The 19986-nt window shown below is 62.5% G+C and carries 19 protein-coding genes; 10 read left to right on the forward strand and 9 right to left on the reverse strand.

Annotated elements, in window-relative coordinates:
- Nucleotides 1-4: 4 nt before the first annotated feature.
- A complete protein-coding gene (locus tag VUN82_00180; GenBank protein XAS72315.1) occupies nt 5-1132 on the reverse strand; it encodes a mandelate racemase/muconate lactonizing enzyme family protein in 1128 nt (375 codons plus the stop codon).
- A gap of 85 nt (nt 1133-1217) precedes the next feature.
- On the reverse strand, nt 1218-1952 hold the full coding sequence (locus VUN82_00185; GenBank protein XAS72316.1) for a TetR/AcrR family transcriptional regulator: 735 nt from the start codon (nt 1950-1952) through the stop codon (nt 1218-1220).
- Nucleotides 1953-2059: 107 nt separating this feature from the next.
- Between VUN82_00185 and VUN82_00190 the strand changes: the two genes are divergently transcribed.
- Complete coding sequence (locus VUN82_00190; protein XAS72317.1) at nt 2060-3436, forward strand: NAD(P)/FAD-dependent oxidoreductase; 1377 nt, start codon at nt 2060-2062, stop codon at nt 3434-3436.
- Nucleotides 3437-3494: 58 nt separating this feature from the next.
- Here the strand turns inward: VUN82_00190 and VUN82_00195 are convergent, their stop codons facing one another.
- Nucleotides 3495-4079 (reverse strand): hypothetical protein, encoded by a 585-nt coding sequence (locus VUN82_00195; GenBank protein ID XAS72318.1) that lies wholly within the window; start codon nt 4077-4079, stop codon nt 3495-3497.
- Nucleotides 4080-4192: 113 nt separating this feature from the next.
- Here VUN82_00195 and VUN82_00200 point away from each other — a divergent pair, with 113 nt between their 5' ends.
- Entirely contained in the window at nt 4193-4573 is a 381-nt protein-coding gene (locus VUN82_00200) for a VOC family protein (GenBank protein XAS72319.1), read from the forward strand.
- A gap of 68 nt (nt 4574-4641) precedes the next feature.
- On the opposite strand, the gene VUN82_00205 is transcribed toward VUN82_00200, so the two are convergent.
- The gene (locus VUN82_00205; GenBank protein XAS72320.1) at nt 4642-5091 is read right to left on the reverse strand and encodes a DUF5997 family protein; all 450 of its coding nucleotides are present in this window, start codon (nt 5089-5091) and stop codon (nt 4642-4644) included.
- 33 nt (nt 5092-5124) lie between these two features.
- Between VUN82_00205 and VUN82_00210 the strand changes: the two genes are divergently transcribed.
- Entirely contained in the window at nt 5125-5850 is a 726-nt protein-coding gene (locus tag VUN82_00210) for a LysR family transcriptional regulator substrate-binding protein (protein XAS72321.1), read from the forward strand.
- On the opposite strand, the gene VUN82_00215 is transcribed toward VUN82_00210, so the two are convergent.
- Entirely contained in the window at nt 5851-6549 is a 699-nt protein-coding gene (locus VUN82_00215) for a GntR family transcriptional regulator (protein ID XAS72322.1), read from the reverse strand.
- A gap of 109 nt (nt 6550-6658) precedes the next feature.
- On the opposite strand from VUN82_00215, the gene VUN82_00220 reads away from it, so the two are divergent.
- Genes VUN82_00220 through VUN82_00235 form a run of 4 tightly spaced genes read left to right on the forward strand, consistent with a single transcriptional unit; the run spans nt 6659 to nt 12281 of the window.
- Complete coding sequence (locus tag VUN82_00220; protein XAS72323.1) at nt 6659-7417, forward strand: 5-oxoprolinase subunit PxpA; 759 nt, start codon at nt 6659-6661, stop codon at nt 7415-7417.
- 45 nt (nt 7418-7462) lie between these two features.
- The gene (locus tag VUN82_00225) at nt 7463-8797 is read left to right on the forward strand and encodes an MFS transporter (protein XAS72324.1); all 1335 of its coding nucleotides are present in this window, start codon (nt 7463-7465) and stop codon (nt 8795-8797) included.
- A 30-nt stretch (nt 8798-8827) separates the two neighbouring features.
- Nucleotides 8828-10498: a 5-oxoprolinase/urea amidolyase family protein gene (locus VUN82_00230; protein ID XAS72325.1), complete on the forward strand. Its 1671-nt coding sequence runs from the start codon at nt 8828-8830 to the stop codon at nt 10496-10498.
- Between the two features lie 7 nt (nt 10499-10505).
- Nucleotides 10506-12281 (forward strand): biotin carboxylase N-terminal domain-containing protein, encoded by a 1776-nt coding sequence (locus VUN82_00235; protein ID XAS72326.1) that lies wholly within the window; start codon nt 10506-10508, stop codon nt 12279-12281.
- Between the two features lie 86 nt (nt 12282-12367).
- Here VUN82_00235 and VUN82_00240 read toward each other — a convergent pair whose 3' ends face one another.
- From VUN82_00240 to VUN82_00255, 4 genes are all read right to left on the reverse strand, one after another.
- Nucleotides 12368-13621 (reverse strand): D-arabinono-1,4-lactone oxidase, encoded by a 1254-nt coding sequence (locus tag VUN82_00240; GenBank protein ID XAS72327.1) that lies wholly within the window; start codon nt 13619-13621, stop codon nt 12368-12370.
- A gap of 115 nt (nt 13622-13736) precedes the next feature.
- Complete coding sequence (locus VUN82_00245) at nt 13737-14729, reverse strand: bile acid:sodium symporter family protein (GenBank protein XAS72328.1); 993 nt, start codon at nt 14727-14729, stop codon at nt 13737-13739.
- A gap of 152 nt (nt 14730-14881) precedes the next feature.
- Nucleotides 14882-16378, reverse strand: coding sequence for a SulP family inorganic anion transporter (locus VUN82_00250; protein ID XAS72329.1), 1497 nt, complete (start codon nt 16376-16378; stop codon nt 14882-14884).
- Between the two features lie 7 nt (nt 16379-16385).
- Nucleotides 16386-17492, reverse strand: a complete 1107-nt coding sequence (locus VUN82_00255; GenBank protein ID XAS72330.1) for a RelA/SpoT domain-containing protein — start codon at nt 17490-17492, stop codon at nt 16386-16388.
- 109 nt (nt 17493-17601) lie between these two features.
- On the opposite strand from VUN82_00255, the gene VUN82_00260 reads away from it, so the two are divergent.
- From VUN82_00260 to VUN82_00270, 3 genes are read left to right on the forward strand one after another with little or no spacing between them, the layout of a single operon-like run.
- Complete coding sequence (locus VUN82_00260; protein ID XAS72331.1) at nt 17602-18423, forward strand: alpha/beta hydrolase; 822 nt, start codon at nt 17602-17604, stop codon at nt 18421-18423.
- A 41-nt stretch (nt 18424-18464) separates the two neighbouring features.
- Nucleotides 18465-19406, forward strand: a complete 942-nt coding sequence (locus VUN82_00265; protein XAS72332.1) for a carbohydrate kinase — start codon at nt 18465-18467, stop codon at nt 19404-19406.
- Between the two features lie 39 nt (nt 19407-19445).
- Nucleotides 19446-19973: a YbhB/YbcL family Raf kinase inhibitor-like protein gene (locus tag VUN82_00270; GenBank protein ID XAS72333.1), complete on the forward strand. Its 528-nt coding sequence runs from the start codon at nt 19446-19448 to the stop codon at nt 19971-19973.
- The last annotated feature ends 13 nt before the right edge of the window (nt 19974-19986 follow it).

A 19986-nucleotide genomic window follows, 5' to 3' on the forward strand; every position in this document is an offset into this window, starting at 1 on the left:
AAGATTACGCGCCGAATTCCACGGATTCGGTGGTCCACGCACGAGCCTGCCCGCTCAGCGTCACGCCGAGTCCGGGGCGGTCCGGGACGATCATGCGGCCGTTCTTGGTCTCGAGGCGTTCCTCGAACAATGGATCCAGCCAATCGAAGTGCTCAACCCACGGCTCGCGCGGATAGGCAGCAGCCAGATGGAGGTGGATCTCCATGGCGAAGTGCGGAGCCAGGCCAAGGCCACGTTCGTCGGCAAGGGCTGCAAGGCGCAGGAACTGGGTGATGCCGCCAACGCGCGGTGCATCGGGCTGGATGATGTCGCAACTGTTGGCGTTGATAAGGCCCTTGTGTTCTGCAACGGAGGCCAGCATCTCGCCTGTGGCGATGGGCGTGTCCAAAACATGGGCAAGGTGCGCGTGACCCTCAAAATCGTAGGCGTCCAGTGGTTCTTCGATCCAGATGAGGTTGAATTCCTCAAGTTGGCGACCCATACGCAGGGCAGTAGCCCGGTCCCACTGTTGGTTGGCGTCCACCATGAGCGGTACGTCCCAGCCGATGTGTTCGCGGACGCCGGCCACGCGGCGAAGGTCTTCCTTGGAATCCGGGAGGCCAACTTTGATCTTGATACCGCCGATGCCTTCTTCGATGGACTGCGTTGCGCGTGCCTTAACCTCTTCCAAGGTGGCGTTGAGGAAGCCCCCGGAGGTGTTGTAGGTCTGCACGGAGTCGCGGTAGGAGCCCAGCAGCTTGGCCAGGGGGAGTCCAGCGCGCTTGGCTTTGAGATCGTAAAGTGCGATGTCTATTGCTGCCAGGGCCTGGGTTGCAACGCCTGAGCGGCCCACTGAAGCTCCCGCCCAGAGAAGCTTGGTGTAGATCCTGCCGATGTCGTTGGGGTCCTCGCCAATAATGCCCTCCGCGACCTCCTTCGCGTGGGCGTACTGGGCCGGACCACCAGCGCGCTTTGAATAGCTGAATCCGATGCCGCTGTGGCCCTGCTCCGTAGTGATCTCGGCGAAGAGGAACACGACCTCGGTCATCGGCTTCTGACGGCCCGTGAAGACCTTGGCGTCGCTGATGGGCACGGTGAGGGGCAAACGGGCCGTTGACAGCTTGATGTGTCGAATGAGATCTACGGGGCTCATGGGTTCTCCTAAGGGGCGGGCATCATTGCCTGAAACTTAGGATACAAGTTATTAACTTGTACTACAAGGAATTGCTGGCCGGTATCTACCGCCGCAGCGCCCCGAACCCGCTGATCAGAGCCTCGAGCCCCAGGTTAAAAGCAACGTCCGTTGGCCGCGGGTGCTGCTCCAAGGCAAGCCTGTCCACGGCGGCGGTGAAGTTGGGCACCTGGTCCGCGAGCGAGCCGGCGTCGAAAATGTCTTCCGGCGCAGTGACGTCGTAAGCGGCCCCAAAGACGAAGGCCTCCAAGGCAACAATCGCTGAAATGATCTTCTCTTCCGGGAAGCCGGCGTCGCGGAATCCCGCGGTCACGGCCTCGTACATGGCCAGGGTCTTCGGGGCATTCGCGACAGGCAGCACCGCAATGACGGGGATCAGCGGTGTGTGCTCCGAGAACACGTCCCGGTAGGACCACGCCCAGCGGCGCACAGCCACATCCCACGGTTCCACACCAAAAGCGGACACGTCAACCATCGCGGCCAAGTGGTCCTCTACAAGCAAGAGCACGTCGTCCTTGGATGCTACGTGGTTGTAGAGGGCGGATGGCGCAACGCCGAGTGAGCGTGCCAGGGCTGCCATGGTGAGTCCGTCGTAACCCTTGCTGCTGATTAACTCCAGGGCCGCCGTCGTGATGCCGTTTTGGTCCAGGATGCGTGCCATGGGGCGTCCGGCGCGCCGCCGGGCCTTGCTGGCAGAAGCGGGGGCAACGCCCGGCTCGGGTTCGGGAGCGGCTGTGGGTGCGGGCATCGGAAGCCTTTCTGCTGCCTGTATCTCCAGCATTATTCCATCGGGTCTTCCCAGTCTCTGACTTGGCCGCTATTATCAAATGTAAATGAACGCCATTCATTTATTGGTCAGCCATCACGGACGGCCACGGAGAGGACATCATGCAGAATCTTGATCGCGACGTTGTGATCGTCGGTGCCGGACCGTCAGGGTTGACGGCGGCACGTGAATTGAAGAAGGCCGGACTCAGCGTTGCAGTGCTTGAAGCACGCGACCGCGTGGGTGGCCGAACCTGGACCGACACGATCGACGGCGCCATGCTGGAAATCGGCGGCCAGTGGGTTTCCCCGGACCAGACGGCCCTCGTGGAGCTGCTGGACGAGCTCGGGCTCAAAATGTATTCGCGCTACCGCGACGGCGAGTCCGTTTACATTGGCGCCGACGGCAAACGCGTCCAGTACACGGGCGACACCTTCCCCGTAAATGAGCACACCAAGGCCGAAATGGACAAGCTCGTTGCCATCCTGGACGGGCTCGCCGCGGAGATCGGACCCACCGAGCCCTGGGCGCACCCCAAGGCCCGCGAACTGGACACCATCTCCTTCCACCACTGGCTCCGCCAGAACTCCAACGACGAGGAAGCCTGCAATAACATCGGGCTCTTCATCGCCGGCGGGATGCTCACCAAGCCCGCCCACGCCTTCTCTGCGCTGCAGGCCGTCCTCATGGCCGCTTCCGCAGGCTCCTTCACCCACCTGACGGACGAAGACTTCATCCTGGACAAGCGCGTTATTGGTGGCATGCAGCAGGTTTCGCTGCTCCAGGCAGCCGAGCTGGGTTCCGACGTCGTCCTTAACAGCCCGGTTCGCACCATCAACTGGGACCTCGACCGCGTGACGGTCGAGTCTGAGCAAGCGACGGTGAACGCGCGCTATGTGATCATGGCCGTGCCGCCCAACCTGTACTCGCGCGTTTCCTTCAACCCGCCCCTGCCGCGCCGCCAGCACCAGATGCACCAGCACCAGTCACTGGGCTTGGTCATCAAGGTTCACGCTGTGTACAGCACGCCGTTCTGGCGCGAAGCAGGCCTCTCCGGCACCGGTTTCAGCGCCGGCGCCTTGGTGCAGGAGGTCTACGACAACACCAACCACGGCGATTCCCGCGGTACCTTGGTGGGCTTCATTTCCGATGAAAAGGCCGACGCCGTGTTCGAGCTCAGCGCCGAAGACCGCAAGAAGGCCGTCCTTGAGTCGATTGCCGGCTTCCTCGGCGACAAGGCCCTGACCCCTGAGGTCTACTACGAATCGGACTGGGGCTCTGAGGAATGGACCCGAGGCGCCTACGCATCCAGCTATGATCTGGGCGGCCTGCACCGCTACGGCAAGGACCAGCACGCGAACGTGGGGCCGATCTACTGGTCCTCGTCCGATCTCGCGGCAGAGGGCTACCAGCACGTGGACGGCGCAGTCCGGATGGGGCAGGCAACCGCAGCCCGCATCGTCGAGGCAAACAAGTTGAGCGCGCTGCCGGTCGGCTAGTACCCACGCCGAGATGGCACTTAACACCCATGTTTCCGCGTGGGATTGGTGTTAAGTGTCACCTCGGCGCGCTTAGTCCGGACTTCGGCGCGGGTTGTCTGGACGTCGGCACGCCTGCCGCTCGCTCCGCTTCAATGAGTGCGTGGGCAAGACGCTCGACGGCGGCCTGGTAGTCAGTCCCGGGTGTCACCCGGCAGCGCTCAGCCTCCCGCATAGCTCGGGCAAGTGCAGCCGTCTCGGCCGTTCTGACGTCCGTCATGGCTGGGAAGTCTATGGCCTGCCCGGGATCGAGTTCGTAGCGCTGCCACTGCTGGAGAACGCTCGCGTGGCGGGCGGCAGCTTCCGCAAAACCAGGACGACGCCGGGGCTCAGCTGAGTGGAGACGCTCCACCCTGCGGCTGGTCGCCAGCGTTGCTGCTGCAGTGGCCATCGCGACGAAGACCATGATCAGTCCGGCCGGCGCCCATTCCACTGCGGGAACCACGATGGCCGGAAGAATCACCACCAGGCCCGCGAAGAGATCCCAGAAGATCGTGTCCGGTTCCGGGCCGCGCCCATGCGTGAGTTTTCTGTGGAGGACGAACGTGGTTGCCGCTGTTGCGAGCACCAAGGCTACGCCCCACAGGAGCATCATGGCGGGCATTTGACCACCTCCAGGCGAGTACGCGCTGCTGTGATTTCAGTATGCGCCAGAGTGTTTCCGGGCGACACCTCCCTCCGGACAATTCACCGCTCCGCGGGCGTAGCCTAGGCACCATGAGACTGAAAATGTGCAGCATCCACGTCAAGGACCCCGCTACGGCCCATGCTTTCTATACGGAAACGCTTGGCTTCGAAACCTTGATGGCCATGCCCGAGTACAACCTCTTCATCATCAAGGATCCCGGCGCAGATAACACTTCCGTGGGGCTCCTGCTGGAGCCCAGCGATAATCCGATCGGCGCCGACTACATGAATGCGTTGCATGAGGCTGGGCTGGCGACGATCACCTTTGGTGTGCCCGACGTCCAGGCTGAATATGAGCGTCTGCTGGCCGCCGGTGTGACGTTCCAGGGCGAACCCAGTGAGGATTTCTCCGGGATCAGCGCGGTCTTCGACGACGGGTGCGGGAACTTCGTCCAACTCCACCAGGACTAGTTAAACAGCGGTGGCCCTTAACACCTGTGGCCGGGACCAAAGGGTCCCGGCCACAGTCAAGCTCAAAACTACGCGTGATCACGCTTTGACGTCTTCGGGGCATCGCGCTTGGCCGCTGCGTTGTCCTTGGCTTCCTTGGTGGCTGCCTTCTTCGCAGCTTCGTCCTTGACCCGCTGGGCCTCGGCGCGGACTGCAGCGTGGGTGGCGCGCTCCACAACCAACCACTGGGGCGGAGCTTGCAGCAGCTCGGTGATTTCCGCCGTCGTGAGTGCTTCTTCGACGCCGCCGCGGGCGAGGCCGCTGATGGAGACGTTCAGCTTCTGCGCCACCACAGGGCGCGGGTGCGGGCCGTTGCGGCGGAGCTCGGCGAGCCACTCCGGCGGGTTGGCCTGGAGTTCGGCGAATTCTTCGCGGGAGATGGACGAATCCTGGAACTCCTGGGGTGTCGCTGGCAGGTAGATGCCGAGTTTCTTGGCAACGGTTGCCGGTTTCATGGACTGGGAGTTCGAGGACGTCATGCTTCAAGGGTATCTGGCCGGTACTGTGAGTGTGTGCCAGCCGCTGAAGAATCCACCCAAACAACCGAGCCCCCCACCGAGCTTCGCTTCGCTTATGTTGCGGGTGTGACCCCTGGGAAATGGATCCGGCGATGGGAAGAGCGGATGCCGGACGTCCCGTTGCACGCGTTCATGTCCGACGACGGCGAGCAGCTTTCGGTTTTGCGCGACGGTTCCGCTGACCTTAGCTTTGTTCGGTTGCCCGTGGACAAGGAAGGCCTGAACGTCATTCCCCTCTATGAAGAGCAGCCAGTGGTGGTCGCTCCAAAGGGGCACGAGATCTCAGTGTTCGAAGAAGTAGCGCTGGAGGACCTGTCCGAGGAGAACTTCCTGGATGTGGAAGAAATGGGCGGGCCCGATATGGCCTTGCAGGTGGTGGCTTCGGGAGCGGGATTGGCAATCCTGCCGATGTCAGTCGCCCGGCACCTGAATAACAAACAGACCGTGATGCGTCTTTTAACAGGCGCTCCCGGAACGCAGATTGGACTCGCTTGGCTTGCTGGAACAGATAGCCCGGTGATCGAGGAGTTCATCGGTATTGTGCGCGGCCGGACTGCGCAGAGTTCACGCCAACCGTCCGCCCAGCAGGAGAAGCCGAAGAAGGCGCCCAAGCCGGATCGTCGCGGGGGCGGGGCCAAGAAGCCTGCCGTCGCGCAGCGATATGCGCCGAATCCTGATAAAGGCCGCGGCAAGGGTTCGCGCAAGAAGGGCAAGCGCTAGTTATTCGCCGTGGATCGCGGCCTGCTGTTGCTCTGACCTGTTGAGGTAGGCGAGTAGAAGGTCCCCGGCGCGCTCCAGGTCGCCGGATTCGAGTGCCGAGCAAATCTGCTCGTTTTCCTTGAGCCAGTCGCTGTAGAAGTGCGCGTTCATGGTGGCCTTGTGAAAGTAGAGACGCATCTCAGCGAGTACTTGGGTCATGATCGTGTTCAGCCTCCCGCTTTCGGCAAGGGCAACGATCGCCCCGTGGAAATGCTGGTTGGCACTCCCCAGGCCCTCGTTGTCATTGGCGGCTGCTGCGCGCTTTCCCTCCTCGACGGCGGCCCTGACGGCGGCAATGCGTGCGGGGGAACCGCCGGCACGGATGGAACTGACCTCAATCGCGCGGCGGACAGTATAGACATCGTGGATGTCCCCTACTTCAAGCGTGGCGACGTACACGCCCCGGTTGGGATGACGGACCAGGAGTCGTTCGCTGGCTAGTTCCGCGAAGGCTTCACGGACGGTGTTGCGCGAAACGCCCAGATCCTCGGCGATGGTGGCTTCCGTGAGCTTGGCACCTGGCACGAGGAAGCCCTCGGCCAGCTGGTAGCGCAGTTCCTCGGCGACCCTCTCGGCAACCGAAGGCACCCGAAGGCGCATACGGGCGCCGGCGCTGTCGATGCCAGTTCTTTCGCTGAATTCCTGATCTGCACTGGCCATGACACCAAAATTACACGATTGCCAAAAATTAGGATCGCTGGATTGTTGAACAATCCGGTAATCTGTTGCATCCTTGATGTAACGCACATCACGAGGCAGGAATCACATCATGGCAATCATCGACCTGAACAGCGACGTCGGAGAGTCCTTCGGACGTTGGACGCTGGGCGACGACGCAGCCATGTTCGAATCCGTTTCCAGTGCCAACGTTGCGTGCGGATTCCACGCTGGCGACCCCAGCGTGATCCGCAGCACCTGCAAGAAGGCGGTTGAGGCCGGCGTCGTGATCGGCGCCCATGTCGGGTACCGGGATCTTGCAGGATTCGGCCGCCGCTTCCTGGACATTGATCCCATGGAACTGGCAGACGATGTGGTTTACCAGATCGGCGCCCTGCAAGCGCTGGCGGCCGCGACGGGTGCGAGCGTCCAATACGTGAAGCCCCACGGCGGTCTCTACAACGCGATCGTCACGCACACCGAGCAGGCAAAGGCCGTGGTTGAGGCTGTGAAATCAGTCGATCCCAACCTTCCGATCCTCGGTCTCCCCGGTTCCGAAGTCCTCCGTCTTGCAGATGCAGCTGGACTTCGTGGAGTTTCCGAAGCTTTCGCGGACCGCGCCTACAACCCGGACGGAACCCTCGTCCCACGCACCCAGCCAGGCGCCGTCCTTCACGATCCCGCCGAAGTGGCGGAGCACGTTGTGCGGATGGCCACCGAACAGTCTGTCAGGACCATCGATGGTTCCATCCTGAAGATCCGCGCGGAGAGCATCTGCGTGCATGGTGACTCACCAGGAGCCGTCGCGATGGCTACCGCGGTGAAGTCCGCTCTCGACGACGCCGGCGTCAGCATCGGCTCGTTCCTCTAAATCACCAAGCTTGAGCACAACCCCCTCATCCCCCCGGAGGAAACCATGACCAGCACCAACGCAGCCAAGGCCGTGACAAGGAAGCCACCGGCTGGCGCCCTCAAGGCTTACGTAGCCAGCCTCACCGGCACATCGCTTGAGTATTACGACTTTGCGATCTACTCTGTGGCTTCGGCCCTGGTGTTCCCGAAGATCTTCTTCCCCGGCAACGATGAGTTCGTTGCACTACTGCTCTCCTTCTCAGCCTTTGCCGTGGGCTACTTGGCCCGTCCAATCGGTGGCGTCATTTTTGGCCGCTTGGGCGACAAGATTGGCCGCAAGTACGTCCTGGTATTCACGCTCGTACTTATCGGACTCGCGACCGTCCTCATCGGTGCGCTGCCCGATTACTCAGTGATCGGCGTGGCCGCACCCACCATCCTGGTTCTTCTTCGCCTCGCCCAGGGCATCGGCGTCGGCGGCGAATGGGGCGGAGCGGTTCTGCTGTCCAGCGAATTCGGCGACCCCAACAAGCGTGGCTTCTGGTCCTCCGCTGCACAGATCGGCCCGCCCGCAGGCAACCTGATGGCCAACGGCGTGCTCGCCATCCTTGCTGCTTCGTTGAGTAACGAGGCCTTCCTCTCTTGGGGCTGGCGCGTCGCCTTCCTGGCCTCCGCACTCCTGGTGGGCTTTGGTCTGATCATCCGCCTCAAGCTCGAAGAAACCCCCGTCTTCAAGGCGATCCAGGCCCACGGCGAACGACCCAAGGCACCCATCAAGGAGGTCTTCACCACCGAACCCAAGGCCTTGGTTTCGGCAGCGCTGTCCCGGGTCTGCCCAGACGTTCTCTACGCGCTGTTCACGGTGTTTGTTGCGGTGTACGCCACCAAGCAGCTTGGCATGACCACGGGCAATGTCCTGGCAGCCATCCTCATCGGTTCCGCGTTCCAGCTGTTCCTCATTCCGTTGGCCGGCGCCCTTACCGATCGCTTCAACCGCCGCCTTGTCTACGGCGTCACGGCCGCCGCTACGGCCGTCTATATTCCCCTGTTCTTCCTCATGATCCAGGGCAAGTCCGTGGTCATGCTGACCATCGGCACGGTGATCGGCTTGGCGCTCCACGCCTTCATGTATGGCCCGCAGGCCGCCTTCATCACTGAGCAGTTCCCCGCGCGCCTGCGCTACGCCGGCAGCTCGTTGGCTTACACACTCGCGGGCGTGATTGGTGGAGCCGTTGCGCCCATCATCTTCACGGCTCTCTATGGTGCGGCCTCCGGTGGCTGGTATTTGATCGCGGGGTACCTCGTCCTGACAGCAGTTGTCACGATCGTGGGCATGGTCCTGGGCCGGGATCCGAAGCCCGAAGAAGACGTTCGCCTGCTTCAGGGGTCGGCCGCCTAATTGGCGGCGAAGCGGATGATGGAGACCGTGATGCAAACGACCACCGCGAAGCAATCGGCTACAGCGAAGCAATTGGCTACAGCGAAAAGGGTCCGCTCCGTGCGACCCGTCGGCACCCGTGCCGTCCTTGCGGAGCTGGATGGGCTGCAGGACGTACTGGCCCTGCAGGATATGCTCTACAAGTCTCCACTCCCGGGCCAGGTAGACGTCCTGGCAGCAGCCGAAACAGTGATGGTCGTTGGCGAATCCGCTGCGGCAACGCGCGCCATCGGCGCCCGTTTGCTCGAACTGGAACTCACCGCGACCGAGGTTACTGACTCCGGGCTGGTGGTCATCGATACCGTGTACGACGGCGATGACCTCGCCGATGTCGCGGAGCTCACCGGGCTGAGCGTGGAGGGCGTCATTGCAGCCCACACAGGCCAGATCTGGACTGTTGCATTCGCAGGCTTCGCTCCCGGATTCGGCTACATGGTGGGCGAGAACGAAGTCCTCACGGTTCCCCGCCGCTCCTCGCCGCGCACCGCAGTTCCCGCTGGATCCGTGGCCCTCGGCGGTCAGTACTCGGCTGTCTATCCCCGGCGTTCTCCCGGCGGTTGGCAGCTGATTGGCCGAACGGGAGCCCGAATGTGGGACCTTGACCGTCCCCAACCGGCCCTGGTTCGGCCCGGTGACAGAGTGCAGTACCGCGCTGTTCGGGAGGTTGTCACAGCCGGTGCCGAGCATCAAGCTGAACCCGACGCTGATCACCACACGGACTCCGGCCTACGGATACTCAACCCCGGCGCTCAGAGCATCATCGAGGATCTGGGCCGCAGAGGCTACGGGGCCTTGGGGGTTTCGGCGGCCGGTGCCTTGGACCGGGCATCGCTCCGCCGGGCCAACCGTCTTGTCGGCAACACTTCCTCGGCCGCAGCCATCGAGACCGTCAATGGCGGGCTGACCGTGGAAGCGGTTGGGGATCAGGTGATTGCCGTGACAGGTGCACCTACCACCCTGACCGTCCAGTCGCCGTCGTCGACTGATTCCGAGGAGTCTGACGACGCCCAGGACGCAGTGCGCAGCGTCGCGATGGCTGCTCCATTCGCCTTGCTCCATGGTGAAGTACTTACCCTCGGACCGCCCGAGGCCGGGTTCCGGAACTACGTCGCAATCCGCGGCGGCATCGCGGTTCCCGAAGTCCTGGGGAGTCGTTCGGCCGATACGATGTCCGGGATCGGACCCGCCCCACTGGTGATTGGGCAGGAGCTCCCGACGGGCGATGCCACGGATTCAACGGCCGTTGGAAGCCCGGAGTTGCAACCGGAATTTCCGGGTACCGGTGTGACTGTGCTCGAGGTGGTTCCGGGACCCCGTGCTGATTGGTTCGATCAATCGGCCATCGAGTCCCTAACAAGCCAGGAATGGCTGGTCACACCACAATCCAACCGCGTCGGCATGCGATTGGACGGTACTCCTCTCCAGCGCGCCCGCGAGGGTGAACTTCCCAGTGAGGGGACTATGGCTGGTGCCCTCCAGATCCCGCCCGCCGGCCTCCCCGTTTTGTTCTTGGCCGACCATCCCATTACCGGTGGTTACCCCGTAATCGGCGTGGTTCGCGACGAACACCTTGACCTTGCCGGGCAAGTGCCTATTGGCGGACGGATCCGGTTCCGGATGGTCCCCGATTCCCCCGACTTCACAAAGACCCCAGAGAAGTGAGTATTTGATGCGAAAGGTCCTGATTGCGAACCGCGGAGAGATCGCCGTTCGCGTCGCCCGAGCCTGCGATGACGCCGGCATTTCGTCCGTGGCCGTCTACGCGGACATCGACGCCGACGCCATGCACGTAGGTGCTGCGGATGAAGCCTATAGCCTGGGCGGAAACAGCCCTGCTGAGACCTACCTGAACGTTGGGAAGCTGCTCGCCGTTGCGGAACAGTCGGGGGCTGACGCCGTCCATCCCGGCTATGGCTTCCTCTCGGAAAACGCCGACTTTGCGCAAGCAGTCCTCGACGCCGGACTCGAGTGGATCGGTCCCTCGCCTGAGTCGATCCGACAGTTGGGCAACAAGATCACGGCCCGCGAGATCGCCATCCGTGCTGGTGCGCCTCTTGTGGCCGGCAGTGATGGGCCGGTTGCCACTGCCGCCGAAGCCCGGGCCTTTGCCGAGGAACACGGACTTCCGGTCGCTATCAAGGCTGCCTTCGGCGGGGGTGGTCGGGGGCTCAAGGTGGTCCGCGAACTCGCCGAAGTGGAGGAGGCTTTCGATTCCGCAGTGCGTGAAGCCATCACAGCATTCGGGCGCGGTGAATGCTTCGTGGAACAGTACCTGGACAGGCCGCGGCACGTGGAGGCGCAGGTCATCGCCGATACCCATGGCAACGTCGTTGTGGTGGGTACGCGCGACTGCTCCCTCCAACGCCGTCACCAGAAGCTCGTGGAAGAGGCACCTGCACCTTTCCTCAGCGATTCCCAGCAGCAACAAATCTATGACGCCGCCAAAGCGATCGTCCGCGAGGCCGGCTACTACGGCGCCGGGACTGTTGAATTCCTGGTCTCCGCAGATGGGGCCGTGGCCTTCCTTGAGGTAAACACGCGCCTGCAGGTGGAGCACCCGATAACCGAGGAAACGGCTGGGATTGACCTCGTTCAGGAGCAGTTCCGTATTGCGGCCGGTCTGCCCTTGAGCATTACAGAGGATCCTCTAGCCCGCGGCCATTCGTTTGAGTTCCGCATCAACGCTGAGGACGTTGGCCGCGGATTCCTGCCCTCCCCGGGCGCAGTGGCATCGTTCCAAGCGCCCACGGGTCCCGGCATTCGTTTGGACACCGGCGTGCGGGCGGGCTCGTTTATTGCACCGCAGTTTGATTCGCTCTTGGCCAAATTGATTGTTACTGGTGCCGACCGCCAGCAAGCGCTGCGGCGTGCACGCCGTGCACTTGCCGAAATGGAGATCACCGGACTGCCCACCGTGTTGCCGTTCCACCGCGCTGTAGTGGAGTCCGATGACTTTACATCCGTAGCCGGGCTGCGCGTTCACACCCGATGGATCGAGACAGACTTCGCAGACCAGATCCCCGTTGATTCCGAATACAACGTGGTTGCCCCGAGTGGGGTGCGGCGCACCATCACCGTTGATGTCGACGGCAAGCGGCTGGCCGTGGGACTTCCGGCTGATCTTCTGGATGGTTGGGCGCGGTCAGGGCAGGGGCTCCCCTCAGGTTCGGTTGTCACTGGGCTACCGAGTGATTACCTGGAAGGACCTGATTCAGGGGGAGAATCGCCAGCGGAGTCAGCTCTGGTCTCCACCATGGCCGGCACAGTGGTGAAGTGGCTCGTGGAGCCCGGGACCGAAGTCTTGGCAGGTGACCCCTTGCTGGTGGTGGAGGCCATGAAGATGGAAACGCAGGTGGCAGCACACCGTGCAGGTACGCTCTCTGAGGTGCTCTCGGCACCCGGCGGTGTGGTGACCGCGGGAGCCGTGCTGGCCCACATTCAGTAGTAGCTACTAGTCTGTGGCCAACCCGCTATTCCGTGGCTGGGCAGCAACGGAATAGCGGCTTGGCAACGTGATGGGCGCGAATGGTTCTAGGCGTGCGTCGCCGCAGAGATGCCCAGCACACTTTCCAGCAGGTCATTCCGGAACTTGCCCGAAGGGTCCTTGGTGACGGCGAGGCTGCAGAAGTCCTCGAAGCGCGGATAGAGAGCGGCGAAGTCGTACAGGCTTGGCGTGAAGAGCTTGCCCCAGTGCGGCCTCGCGCCGAAGGGACGCAGTGCTTCCTCCAGTTCCGGCAGTACCGCTTCCACCTGGGCTTGCAGTGGCTTCCACGTGAAGTGAAGGGCGACGCTTTGCTGCCGATAGAACGGGCTGAGCCAGAACTCATCAGCGGCTACTGTCCGGATTTCGGAGATGAACAGCAGGGGTGCCAGCTTGTCCGCCAGCTCTCGGACAGCTTCAAGCGCTGCGGGTGCGTGCTCCAATGGCAGCAGGAATTCGCTCTGCAGCTCCTCACCGTTGCTTGGTGTGAATTCGTGGCGGAAATGCGGCAGGCGGTCCAGCCATTTGCCGGGCTCGTCCAGCTGCCCCGTGCAGTTCTCCGCAGACATGTCCGGCAAAGGATGCATCGCCGTCGTGGCTGCGGTTGCTCCGAACAGGTCCGGCAACGGAGCTTCGGTGTCCAGCGCCTTGAGCCAGACCTGCGGGATGGACTCGCCGGTGTAATTGGTGAAGAAGCTGACGCTGTACGCGGCAGATGCGATGTTTGCGAAGTCAGACAGGGCCCGCTCCCATGGAAGTCCCGTGAGCACACGCTGCCGCATCTGATAGCTCGGCCGGACGGCCAATTCCAGTCCTGTGACGATCCCAAGGGCGCCGAGTCCCACAACGCTGGCGAGGAACTCGTCGTCGTCCGGCGTAAGCGTCACTAGCTCGCCGTTTGCACGCACCAGATTAATGCTTTCGACGGCGCCAGCCAGGGAGGGATTGCCGACACCACTGCCGTGCGTCCCGGTTTGGATGGCTCCCGCTACCGAGATGTGGGGGAGCGAGGCGAGGTTGTGGATGGCATAACCCTGTTCCTCAACTGCCCGGCATAGTGCGCCATAGCTGATGCCGCCGCTGACCTTGACGGTGCCCTTTGAGGGATCAAGTGAGATTTCCTGGGGCAAGGCATCCAGGAGAAGGTGGATGCCATCGGTGTCTGCGACGTTGTTGAACGAGTGGCGGGAACCGAGGGCCTTGATCCGCGACGCGTTGGCAACAAGCTCCCGCAGCTGGTCCACGGACGTGGGCCTCTGGACTTCGGCGGACGAGTACTCGAGGTTTCCTGCCCAGTTCTTCATTGCATGATCTTCCCACTTGGTAACTTATCGGCTCCCGCAATTGTTAACGTTCACAACTAATTGCGTCAAGAGGCGTCCAACTGGTTGAAGCAGTCTTAGCTGGAGCCTTGGGACGCTAGTCCTTCAGTGGTCGGCGAGCCAGCCAGGCCGCGACAATCGCGCCGGAGATGTTGTGCCACAGGGAGAAGACGGCAGAGGGCAGCGCAGCCAGCGGACTGAAGTGCGCCGTGGCAAGGGTCGCGGCCAGACCGGAGTTCTGCATGCCCACTTCGAAGGCCAGGGCGCGGCGGGCCTTGTCATCCAGACGACCGAGCTTCCCAGCCAGGTAGCCCAGGCCCAGCCCAAAGCCATTGTGGAGGACGACGGCCAGGAACACGATGGCGCCGGCTGCGACGATCTTGCTGGCGCTGCCAGCCACGACGATCGCCACGATCAGTGAAATCACGACGGCGGACGCCCACGGAAGTGCCGGAAGCACCTTGGCGACGAGCTTGGACAGGAAGAGTCGAGCGAGCAGGCCTGCGATGACCGGAAGCAACACGGTCTTCACGATATCCAGCACCATGGCGCCAGCATCAATGTGCAGGAACGAACCGGCCAGCAGGAGCGTAAGTGCAGGCGTGACGATGGGAGCGATCAACGTGGAAACCGAGGCAACAGCGACCGACAAGGCCACGTCACCCTTGGCCAGGAAGGCCATCACGTTGGACGCCGTACCGGACGGTGCGCAGCCCACAAGAATCAGGCCGACAGCGAGCTCGGGCGGTAGTTGAAGCAAGACAGCGATCAACCAGCCTGCCCCAGGCATGATCACGTAGTGCGCCACGATGCCGAGTGCCACAGCCCACGGCCGTCGCGCCACAGAAGCGAAGTCAGGCGGCGTAAGCGTGAGGCCCATGCAGAACATGATGACGCCCAGCAGATAGGGAACAGCGACGCCCATGGGCTTGAACGCTTCCGGAAGGAGGAACCCGAGGACGCCAGCCACCACAACCAGGAGCGGGAAAACCGTCACGGCTATCCGCGCGATCTTGGCCTCTGCGGCGAGGGCCGCGTTGACGGGCGCAGGGGACGAAGTTTCGGTCTGGGAATTCGTTGCCTCAAGCATTTATCCATGCTCACATTGGTCCGCGGGCATGACCGAGTTCGTTACTTCGAGTACGGCATATATGTCAGATGACCGTTGTTTCGCACCCAACTAAGTAGCAGTTAAGCCCGTTTTGAGGGCTCATAACGGGCTTACCTGCTACTTAGCTGGGATTAGCCGTTCAGCTTCCCCGCGAGCCGCTCACGCATGTGGATACTGGCTTCGTTGAGCCCGATGAACTCCACCTCACGCCCGTGGTTGCGGTACTTCTCAGTGACGGAGTCCAGCACAGCAATAGTGGATGCATCCCAAAGGTGCGAGTTATGGAGATCGATGACCACGCGATCTATTCCTTCCGAGGAATCCTTTGCATAGTCGAACTGTGTGTACAGATCATTTGACGACGCGAAGAAGAGCTCGCCATCCACCGTGTACGTTGCCACCGTCTCACCGTTGAGCTCCAGTTCGGTCCGCTCTACGGTGGCGAAGTGGGCTACACGCCGCGCAAACAGCACCATCGCGGTCAAAACGCCGACGCCGACACCCACCGCCAGGTTATGTGTTGCCACAACAGCGGCCACAGTGATCAGCATGACGGCGGTCTCTGACTTGGGTAGCCGCTTCAAGGTGGACGGCCGAACAGAGTGCCAGTTGAAGGTGATCAGGGAAACGAAGATCATCACGGCAACAAGCGCCGCCATGGGAATCATGCCCACAACGTCCCCAAGGACTACCACCAGGATCAGCAGGAACACGCCCGCCAAGAACGTTGAGAGCCGGCTCCGTGCGCCCGATCCCTTGACGTTGATCATGGTCTGTCCGATCACGGCACAGCCACCCAAGCCCCCGAGGAATCCTGTGACAATGTTGGCCACCCCCTGACCCCAGGAGACCCGTGTCTTGTTGGACCGCGTGTCCGTGATGTCGTCCACGAGCTTGGCTGTCAGGAGTGATTCCAGCAGGCCAACGAGGGCCATGGACAATGCGAAGGGCGCAATGATCTGGAACGTCTCCAGGTTCAGCGGGACATTCGGCAGGAAGAACCCCGGCAGGCTGTGGGGGAGCTCGCCTTTGTCACTGACCGTGGGAACATCGATATGCCCCAGAACGGTAACCAGGGTAATGACCACGATCGCCACGAGCGGCGCAGGAATGGCCGTGGTCAGGCGGGGTAGCCCAAAGACCATGGCGAGTCCCACGGCAACAATTGGATAGACCATCCATGGGACATTGAAGAGCTCGGGCATCTGGGAGATGAACACCAAAATTGCCAGTGCGTTCACGAAGCCGATCATCACCGACCGCGGAATGAAGCGCATGAGTCGCGTGACACCGAGGACAGCCAGGATGATCTGGAAGACACCTGCCAGGATGATCGTGGCGATCAGGTAGTCGAGTCCGTGCTCCTTCATCACGGGAGCGATGACCAATGCCACAGCCCCTGTCGCTGCAGAGATCATGGCTGGACGACCACCCACGAGAGCAGTCACCACGCCCATGGTGAAGGAAGCGAACAGACCAATCCGGGGATCCACCCCCGCGATCACCGAAAAAGCAATGGCCTCCGGAATGAGCGCCAGTGCAACTACCAGTCCAGCCAGGGATTCCGTCAGCAGGCGGCGGGGCGAGCGGAAAGTCACCCGCAGTGACATGAGTTGCTCGGGAGTCATGGCGTCCTTACAGTGCAGTCTGGCGGTAACGCTCAATCTGCTTTAGACGCCGCTGGAGGCTGTCGCGCCGCGGGTGCGGGACGACGTCGGACGCCTCAGCGGTGAGGTCAATATGTTCGGTTCCGTACTGCCACAGCAGGAGGTCATCCAGGAGGCGGTCGGGGCCCGGGGAGTAGCGGTGATCCAGGGCTTTGCGGACCTCTGTGATCCGGTTGGCACTCAAGAGCCCCGCGAGTTCCACGGTTTTGGTGAGTCCGTGGGCCGCAAGGAGTTCGGCAGCCCACCCCCAGTCGTCATCAACTTTACGGTCAACGTGGGGAAGGAGCGTACGCCAGACGTCCCGAACCCGGTTGGGAGTCAGCGGGGAAGCACCCTCGCCGTGCAGGTCCCAATAGCTTCTGACCTCTTCGTAGCGCTCGTGGAGGTCAGCGAAGGCGCTCTCCACGGTTTCCAGCATGGCCGCAGTGGCGGTGAACTGGCGATCGAAATGCGGAGTCCAGGCGCGCGGATCCTCCGCCTTGAAGCGGATATCATGCTCGATCTCGCTCCAGGCGTGCGCAAAAACCGTGCGGATCTGGCACTCGAAGAAGTAGCTGCCGTTGGCCGGCATGTCCGGGTTGAAGACGTGCTGATACTCCTTGACGGCCTCGTTCTGGATGGTGCGCAGGATGAGGTGCCGGCTGGAGTATCCGTAAGTACCCGATTCGATGGAACCGATGTCCTTCTCGCGGTCTCCGCGGCAATCGAAGAGCTGGCGCTGGCGCTTGATGATGTTGGCTACGGCTGCGTTCTCGGCGGGCAGTTTGGTGATGACGCGGATGCCGACCATGTCATTCAAGGTGCGGAAAGGGTCCGGGAATTTGAGGACCCGCGGGCCGCCCGGCTCCAAAGGATCATCAGTCCGTGAGATTTTTTCGCGGAACGACTCCACTGTCTTGGTTCGTCCGGTGACAAACAGGGGAGTGACCTCGGCGTCGTTGAGCATGTCCCTGAGGGTGAGCAGCACATCCCGTGTGACCCGCTTCAGGGCAGGGCGAACGCGCTCATAGAGCGCCACGTTCGCATCCACTGCATCGCGCTGGTCCTGGTCCAGGCTGTCCCAATTGCTTGCCATGCCCCCAGCTTACGGGGCGGGTCCGACACTGGCGCGGGCCACCCGCCGTCGGGGTGCCCTAGCCAAAGTTGCGGGACGTCACGATAGGCTCGGTACAAAGGAGGGCGCAATGTTGCGGCACAAGTACAGCTACGGCGAACACCCCAGTCAATGGGGCGAACTCTTCATACCTGAACCGAACAACGGAAACCATCGCGGCGCGTCAGCCGTCGCGGGTGGCGTCGCGGTTGTGATCCACGGCGGCTACTGGCGCTCGCAGTACGGCGCCGAGCTCGGCGAGCCCTTGGCCCGGGACCTCGCGGCGCATGGAATAACGGCCTGGAACCTTGAATACCGGCGGGCCGGCAACGGCGGTGGTTGGCCCCATACGTTCGAAGACATTCTGGCCGGCATTGACCATCTCGCCGAAATCGCCGGACAGCACGAGCTCCACCTTGGCAAGGTAGTCGCTTTGGGGCACTCGGCCGGAGGTCACTTGGCTGTGTGGGCGGCCGGACGGCAGCGCCTCTCGGCCATCGGAACGCCCGACGCCGACCGCCAACTCGTGCGTGGATCTGAAGATAACGCCGTGCACCTGACCGGCGTTGTCAGCCAGTCCGGCCTACTGAACCTGGCCGCGGCCGAAAAGCTGAACCTCAGTAACGGTGCCGTCTGCAACCTAATGGGTGGCGATTCAGCTAGATACCCCAAAAGGCATAAATACGCAGATCCCATGAGTTCACTGCCCATTGATGTTCCAGTTTTCGCCGTCCATGCCACCGACGACGAAGACGTTCCAGCCAGCCAGTCCGAGGCCTATGTCGCAGCGGCAACCGCAGCCGGCAGCGCAGCGCAATTGCTGCGTGTCCCCGGGGATCACTTCGATCTCATCGATCCAAAGGCCGTGGCCTACAAGAAATGCCGCGAATTGGTACAACGCCTGCTCTCCTGAACCACTGGTAGCGCCCGCCCTTCCTCTGGCAGAGTGGTCCCATGCTGACTGTGATTGGCGAGGCCTTGGTTGACGTTGTGCAGCGCCCCAGCGGAATCGAGGCGCACGTTGGCGGAAGCCCACTCAACGTCGCCGTTGGCTTGGCGCGCTTGGATCATCCCGTGCAGTTCATTGGGCGGTTTGGCCAGGACGCGTACGGTGATTCCGTCGCGGCGCATCTCCGGTCCAGTTCCGTGATGGTCCCTCTTCCGCCCGACGGCAAACCCACCAGCGTAGCCACGGCAGTGATCGACGATGACGGCGCCGCCACCTACACCTTCGATCTCACCTGGGATTTGCCGGGCCTCGGGGGGCGGTTGCCGCTCATGCTGCAAGGGGCCACTTTGCTGCATACGGGTTCGATAGCCACCGCTTTGGAGCCTGGTGCCGCGGACGTGCTTGCCGCCGTCGAGCATGCCCACCCGAGCAGCACTATCAGCTTCGATCCCAACTGCCGTCCCAGCATCATTACTGACCGCGAGTACGCACGGAGGCAGGCCGAACGCTTCGTAGTGCTCTCCGACGTGGTGAAGGCTTCTGACGAAGATCTCGAATGGCTGTATCCGGGAGCTGATCCGCTGGAGTCGGCACGCCGCTGGTTGTCTCTGGGCGGCACGGAAGGACCTGCATTGGTGGTGGTCACGCGGGGTGCGCGGGGCCCGTGGGGAATCACAGCCATCGGCGAGACCCAGGTCCCCGCACCTTCCGTGACGGTGGTGGATACCGTTGGTGCCGGCGATTCGTTCATGGCGGGGCTGCTGTCAGCGATAGTTGATCGCGGGCTTGACGGTGCGCAAAACCGCGGAGCACTCCGAGCCATGCCGGCTGAGACCCTTGCCGCCATCATGGACCACGCGACGCGTGCTGCCGCAGTCACGGTGTCACGGGCTGGCGCCAATCCGCCGACGCGGGCCGAGCTGAACCATAGGGCTGTTGCAAGCTAAAACTGTTGCCGGCGAAGTCCGGCCAAGAGGAGGTGCGCCATGAAAGACCACGATCCTTATACTGGGACGCCCGCGCCGGAATTACAGGTTGCGAGCGAGTCATTCAGCGGCGGCGATACTCTCGGTCCCGATCAACGGAGCGGGATTCTGGGTGCGGGCGGCCAAGACATTTCTCCTCAGCTGAGCTGGAGCGGAGCTCCGGAAGGAACAAGGAGTTTCGCGGTCACTATGTGGGACCCGGATGCTCCCGGTCCCGGGGGCTACTGGCATTGGGCGGTACTTAATATTCCTCCTGAAGTATCAAGCCTTCCGGCCGGCGCGGGTGGCCCAAACGGTCACGCGTTGCCCGCCGGCGCGTTCCAGTTAAAGAACGACGGCGGCCGCACCGGCTACCTTGGGGCGGCCCCGCCCAGAGGGCATGGACCGCATCGGTACATAGTGGCCGTACATGCGCTGGACGTGGAGGACCTGGGCATCGAAAAGGATTCCGAAGCACGCATACTTGCTTCAGCCCTTCCTTCGCACACCTTGGCGCGCGGAACCATCACGGGTATGTTCGAGCGTTAGTGGCGGCCTTTGG

The organism is Micrococcaceae bacterium Sec5.1, assembly GCA_039636795.1.
Taxonomy (GTDB): Bacteria; Actinomycetota; Actinomycetes; order Actinomycetales; family Micrococcaceae; genus Arthrobacter.

Bases quoted from the DNA above. Each gene is read 5' to 3' on its own strand.
- VUN82_00250 (XAS72329.1), bottom strand. From the start codon at position 16,378: ATGACTCCCGAGCAACTCATGTCACTGCGGGTGACTTTCCGCTCGCCC.
- VUN82_00235 (XAS72326.1), top strand. From the start codon at position 10,506: ATGCGAAAGGTCCTGATTGCGAACCGCGGAGAGATCGCCGTTCGCGTC.
- VUN82_00230 (XAS72325.1), top strand. From the start codon at position 8,828: ATGCAAACGACCACCGCGAAGCAATCGGCTACAGCGAAGCAATTGGCT.
- VUN82_00245 (XAS72328.1), bottom strand. From the start codon at position 14,729: ATGCTTGAGGCAACGAATTCCCAGACCGAAACTTCGTCCCCTGCGCCC.
- VUN82_00260 (XAS72331.1), top strand. From the start codon at position 17,602: ATGTTGCGGCACAAGTACAGCTACGGCGAACACCCCAGTCAATGGGGC.
- VUN82_00200 (XAS72319.1), top strand. From the start codon at position 4,193: ATGAGACTGAAAATGTGCAGCATCCACGTCAAGGACCCCGCTACGGCC.
- VUN82_00225 (XAS72324.1), top strand. From the start codon at position 7,463: ATGACCAGCACCAACGCAGCCAAGGCCGTGACAAGGAAGCCACCGGCT.
- VUN82_00195 (XAS72318.1), bottom strand. From the start codon at position 4,079: ATGCCCGCCATGATGCTCCTGTGGGGCGTAGCCTTGGTGCTCGCAACA.
- VUN82_00190 (XAS72317.1), top strand. From the start codon at position 2,060: ATGCAGAATCTTGATCGCGACGTTGTGATCGTCGGTGCCGGACCGTCA.
- VUN82_00255 (XAS72330.1), bottom strand. From the start codon at position 17,492: ATGGCAAGCAATTGGGACAGCCTGGACCAGGACCAGCGCGATGCAGTG.
- VUN82_00185 (XAS72316.1), bottom strand. From the start codon at position 1,952: ATGCTGGAGATACAGGCAGCAGAAAGGCTTCCGATGCCCGCACCCACA.
- VUN82_00205 (XAS72320.1), bottom strand. From the start codon at position 5,091: ATGACGTCCTCGAACTCCCAGTCCATGAAACCGGCAACCGTTGCCAAG.
- VUN82_00180 (XAS72315.1), bottom strand. From the start codon at position 1,132: ATGAGCCCCGTAGATCTCATTCGACACATCAAGCTGTCAACGGCCCGT.
- VUN82_00265 (XAS72332.1), top strand. From the start codon at position 18,465: ATGCTGACTGTGATTGGCGAGGCCTTGGTTGACGTTGTGCAGCGCCCC.
- VUN82_00240 (XAS72327.1), bottom strand. From the start codon at position 13,621: ATGAAGAACTGGGCAGGAAACCTCGAGTACTCGTCCGCCGAAGTCCAG.
- VUN82_00270 (XAS72333.1), top strand. From the start codon at position 19,446: ATGAAAGACCACGATCCTTATACTGGGACGCCCGCGCCGGAATTACAG.
- VUN82_00215 (XAS72322.1), bottom strand. From the start codon at position 6,549: ATGGCCAGTGCAGATCAGGAATTCAGCGAAAGAACTGGCATCGACAGC.
- VUN82_00220 (XAS72323.1), top strand. From the start codon at position 6,659: ATGGCAATCATCGACCTGAACAGCGACGTCGGAGAGTCCTTCGGACGT.